Source organism: Arthrobacter sp. Y3223164, from assembly GCF_059091005.1.
Window position 1 is genome coordinate 1 of sequence record NZ_JBNHGF010000203.1, and the last position, 5,121, is coordinate 5,121.

Annotated in this window: 4 protein-coding genes; 2 read left to right on the top strand and 2 right to left on the bottom strand. The window is 68.9% G+C overall.

The genetic code is table 11. The annotated features are described in order from the left end of the window. Positions 1–72: 72 nt before the first annotated feature. Entirely contained in the window at positions 73–1,188 is a 1,116-nt protein-coding gene (locus AC5RUJ_RS10800) for a resuscitation-promoting factor (RefSeq protein WP_494023670.1), read from the bottom strand. Between the two features lie 329 nt (positions 1,189–1,517). Then, positions 1,518–2,471 (bottom strand): TatD family hydrolase, encoded by a 954-nt coding sequence (locus tag AC5RUJ_RS10805; protein WP_494076237.1) that lies wholly within the window; start codon positions 2,469–2,471, stop codon positions 1,518–1,520. Between the two features lie 148 nt (positions 2,472–2,619). Here AC5RUJ_RS10805 and AC5RUJ_RS10810 point away from each other — a divergent pair, with 148 nt between their 5' ends. Then, positions 2,620–3,657: an AAA family ATPase gene (locus AC5RUJ_RS10810; RefSeq protein ID WP_494014345.1), complete on the top strand. Its 1,038-nt coding sequence runs from the start codon at positions 2,620–2,622 to the stop codon at positions 3,655–3,657. A 5-nt stretch (positions 3,658–3,662) separates the two neighbouring features. Then, positions 3,663–5,036 (top strand): DUF58 domain-containing protein, encoded by a 1,374-nt coding sequence (locus AC5RUJ_RS10815; RefSeq protein WP_494127918.1) that lies wholly within the window; start codon positions 3,663–3,665, stop codon positions 5,034–5,036. Positions 5,037–5,121: the final 85 nt, after the last annotated feature.

The following is a 5,121-nucleotide window of genomic DNA, read 5'->3' on the forward strand; positions in this document are numbered from 1 at the left end:
GCGGCGCCGCCCGGTTAACGCACACCGGGCCCGGGCAGCGAAGCCCGGGCCCGGTGGCAGGAAGCGGAAGCCTTACAGCAGTCCCAGCTTGGCGGCACAGGCCGGCCAGTGGCCCCAGCCGCCGTTGCTGCGCAGCACTTCGGCGGTAGCGATCTGCTCGCTGGGCGTGGCCATGTAGGCGTAGGGCGCGTACTTGCCGCCGCCGGCGCCGAGCCAGGAGCTAGCGCTGAACTGCAGTCCGCCGGAGTAGCCGTTGCCGGTGTTGATGGACCAGTTGCCGCCGGACTCGCATTCGGCGAGCGCCTGCCAGGTCCCGCCGACGTTGGCGTTGTTGACCTTGGCCGGACGCTTCTTGGTGCCCACGGTGATCTTCTGGCTGACCGGTTCGCGGGTGACCTTTTCGCTGACGAGTTTCCGGTCGGTTTCCTTGCCGTCGGTGAGGACGACCTCGTAGACCTTGACGCGTTCGCCGGGCTCCCCGGCCCGGGTGACCTTCTCTTCGTCCTCGTACATGGCGGAGTTGGTCGTGGTGGCCGTCTCGAACGGGACGGACTCGGCCTCCTCCACGCGTTCGCGGTCGATCCGGGTCACTTTGACCTTGGTGCCTTCGGTCACCGGCTCGGCCTCGGCAACGGAGAGCTTGTCTTCCTTGCCCAGCTTGATCTTCTGTTCCTGGAGCAGGTCGCCGATGGTGGTCGCGGTGGTGACTTCCTTGCGGGTCTTGCCGTCGACAGCGATGGTGACGTTCTTCGGCGTCGAGATCGTCACCGCGCCGCCCACCGAGGCCAGCTCGGCAGTCAACGGGGCGGACAGGGCCGACTTTTCGTTGACTTCCAGTTCGTCCAGCAGTTCCTCGACGGTGGCGGCGGTGGTGTGCACGGTGGAGGCCTTGCCGTCCACGTTCACGTCTACGGGTTTGGCGGTGACCACTTCGATGCTGGCACCGTCGGCGATCTCTTCGCCCACCGCAGGAGTGACGTCGTCGAGCTCGCCGACCTGCACCTCGGATTCGGCCAGAACGTCTGCAACGGTGGAACCGAACGTGGTGACGGTGCTGGCCTGCCCGTCCACGGTCAGCGTGACCGACTTGTTGTTGCCCACAAAAGCCACCAGCCCGAGGACCAAGGCGGTCATGACGACGACCTGGCCGGCGATCTTCACCCAGCGGTTCTTCAGCGCGTTTGTCACGGTTCCCGAATCTGTTGCAGTTTCCGGGCACGGGGACATTAAGACACGCGCGTGGGACGTGCCGGTTTTCACGGCACGGTGCGAGTGCAGGCTGCACCCGCGGCGGCTGTTTGGGCGTACGAACGGAACGTCCAACGGCTACCGCCACAGGTGTCACAATGTCCGGTTGCCTTCCCCGACCCCGGCCATTAGCTACCTACCGTAATCGAAACGTGACATGCCGACAAGCGGCGCCTGCTGCAGGCGGCACCGGGCACTGCGCGTCGCTTCCCCGTTCGGGCAGCCCTGCATGCTCGTTTTCGGTCCGGCCGGGGGAAGTTACGCGCGTGTTATTCCTGCTGCCAGGAGCCGTAAACGCGCTCCGTGTTTTCCGCCACCTCCGTGCATAACTCCGCCAGGTCCTTCCCGAGGACCTCGGCCATCGCGCGCATGGTGTAGGGCACCAGGTAGCTGGCGTTCGGCCGGCCCCGGTAGGGATGCGGGGTCAGGAAGGGCGCGTCGGTCTCGGCCAGCACCAGGGCCGGTTCCGCAACCGCCAGGGCCTCACGCAGGCCGTCGGCGGTCCTGAAGGTGACGGTTCCGGCGAAGGACATGTGCCAGCCGTTGTCGTTGCAGGTACCGGCCAGCGCCGCGTCCCCGGAAAAGCAGTGGAAGACAACTTTTTCGGGGGCTCCCTCCTCGAGCAGGACGCGGACCACGTCGTCGTGTGCGTCCCGGTCATGGATCTGCAGGGCGAGGCCCAACCGCTTGGCGATGTCGATGTGGCGGCGGAACGATTCCTGCTGGGCGCCCCGGCCTCCGCCGCCGGTCCGGTAGTAGTCCAGTCCGGTCTCCCCGATCGCCCGGATCCTCGGGTGCGCGGCTATCGCCTCGATCTCCGCCAGGGCCTCCTCCAGCGTCCCCGCGTCCGCCAGCGGGGGTGCGTCGTTGGGGTGGATGGCCACCGCTCCCAGCAGCCTCGGCTCGGCCTCGACGGCCTGCAGCGTGAAGCGGGCCGATTCCAGGTCGCAGCCCACCTGGACGGCACCGGCAACGCCGACCGCCTCGGCGGCGTCCATCGCCTGCCGGACCGTGACCGCCACCGGTCCGTCGCGGAAGTCCAGGTGCGTGTGGTTGTCCATCACCGGCACGGGCAGCGGCTCGGGTGCCGGCGGATAGCTGAGATTACGACGCCGACCGTCCCCCTCGGTGGGGCTCCGCACCGCCGTCGTCCGGGCTGCGGTGCTGTCAGCGGTGTAGGCGGGAGGAGTTTCGCCGGCAACGGCGGCTACAGGATGGGACATGTTTCCAGCCTACTGAAGCGCCGGGTCCGGTTCCGCCGTGAAGGGAGGCGGGCCCGCCAGGCGGGGTCCGCGTGTCTACCGCATCACACAGCCAGCAAGTAGGGTTGGATCAACCGGCCCTCGGGGAAGGCACACCGGAAGGTACTTCATGGACACGCAGCAGCACATGGCAGAGGCCGGGACCGTCCACTCCGATCCAACGGGTTCGGGGCCGGGTGAGGGCCTCGCGCTGACCGAGTTCCACGACGCCTGCGGCCGGATCAGGGCCGTGATCGAGACCGTCATCGACGGCAAGTCGGAGGCGGCACGGCTGGCGCTGACGGTGCTGTTGGCCCAGGGGCACCTGCTGCTGGAGGATGTGCCCGGCGTCGGCAAGACCATGCTGGCGAAGACGCTGGCCAAGACCATCGACTGCAGCGTGCACCGGATCCAATTCACGCCGGACCTGTTGCCCTCCGACGTCACCGGTGTTTCGATCTACAACCAAGACATGCACCGGTTCGAATTCCGCCCCGGACCGGTGTTCGCGAACATCGTCATCGGCGACGAGATCAACCGTGCCTCGGCCAAGACCCAGTCGGCGTTGCTCGAGTGCATGGAGGAACACCAGGTCACGGTGGACGGGAACACCTATCCGCTGGATACGCCTTTCATGGTGATCGCCACCCAGAATCCGATCGAGATGGAGGGCACCTACCCGCTGCCGGAGGCCCAGCGCGACCGTTTCATGGCCCGGATCTCGATGGGCTACCCGGATCCCCGCGCCGAGATGGAAATGCTGGAGACCCACCAGTCCGTCTCGCCGCTGGAGGGCGTCCGCCCGGTCGTCACGGTGGGCGAGGTACGCAGCATGATGGCCATGGTCCGTGATGTCTACGTTTCGCCGGCGGTGAAGGAATACACGGTCAACATCGGGCGGGGCACCCGCGAACACCCGCACCTGCGGCTGGGAGCCAGCCCGCGGGCCATGCTCCAGCTGCTGCGCGCGGCGAAGGCGACGGCGGCCCTGGACGGCCGCGACTTCGTCCTGCCCGACGATGTGGCCTCCGTTGCCGAGGCCGTGCTGGCGCATCGTTTGATCCTTGACCGCAAGGCGATGACGGCCGGCGAAGACGCCTCCAGCGTGGTGGCGTCCGTGCTGGCCAAGGTTCCCGTGGGCGGCGAATCCCGCCGCGCCTCTTCCTGACGGCCATGGACGCGTTCGGCTGGCTCCCCACCAGGTATGTCACCCTGCGCGGGTGGGGCGTGCTGGCGGCCGGCGTGCTGGCGCTGCTGCTGGCGCAGATCCTGGGCCGCCGGGACCTGCTGACCCTGGCGGTGTTCCTGATTGGCCTGCCGCTGCTGGCCGCGGCGGCGATGGTGCTCCTCAAGCCGCAATTCACGGTGGAGCGGAAGTTCCGGCCCGCGGCCGTCGAAACCGGCCTCGTGGTCCAGGTCCGGTTGTCGGTGCGCCGCAACGGGGGCCTGACGGGGCTGGTGTACATGGAAGAGCAGCTGCCGCTGCGCTTCGGCAAGGCCCCGTCCTTCCGGTTCCCGGCGCGGCACCCGTCCCGCTCCGGGGCGAGCGTGTATGAGTACAAGCTTCGATCCAGCAAGCGCGGGATGTTCGCCATCGGGCCGGTGACCGCGGATTTTTCCGACCCGTTCGGGCTGGCCAACCACCGGCACCAGTTGGGCGAAACCAGCGCGTTGGTGGTGACCCCGTCCCCCGTGGAACTGCCGGCCACCTCGCTGACCGGCGCCCGGGGTTCGGACGGCACGGCGAGCACCCGGCGGCAGGCCAATCCCAGCGACGACGACGTGATGACCCGCGAATACCGCTACGGCGATCCGATGCGCCGGGTCCACTGGGCGGCGACGGCCCGTCACGGCGAGCTCATGGTCCGCCAGGAGGAATCGGTGACCACGCCGCAGGCGACCATCGTGCTGGACCGCCGGGCCGCGGCCTACGGCACGGGACTGCTGCCCTCCTTCGGCGATGGCACCGACCCGCACGGGGACCTGCTGCACACCTCGCCCTCCTTCGAGTGGGCCGTGGCTGCCGTGGCCTCGGCCGCCAACGACTTCCTGCAGCGCAACTACACCGTCCGGTTCCTGGACGTCCATGCCCGGGCGGCAGTCCTGGAGTCCCCCTCGGCCCCGTCGCCCGGCCAAGAGCAATTCGACGGGCCCGCGGGCTACCAGGACCTCGCCGAGGGGCTGGCCGCGCTGGGGCTGGCCGAAGACCACCGGAAGTCCGACCGGCATCCGGGAGAACCGGCGTTCGGGGACCGGCTGATGGACAAACTTGCGGCACATAAGTACAAGGGGCCGTTGGTCGCGGTCCTGGGCCAGATCAGCGCCGGCGAAGCGCGCCTGCTGGCCCCGGCCGCCGAATTCGGCTCCCACGCCTTCGCCCTGATCGTCACCGACCGGCCGCAACAGGCCCGGGCGACGATGGACGTGTTGCGTGCGGGCGGCTGGCGGACTGTGGCGGTCAGCCCCAAGGCCTCGCTGCCGGCGGCCTGGGCGCACTTCGACCTGGTCGGCCGGATCGATCCGGTGGGAACAGGAGCGGTCACGTGACCCTCACGGTCGACAAGCAGGCGGAACTCCGCGGCCCGGACACACCCGGCCGGAGCGGCGGGCGGCCGCCCTCCCCCGGCGTCGC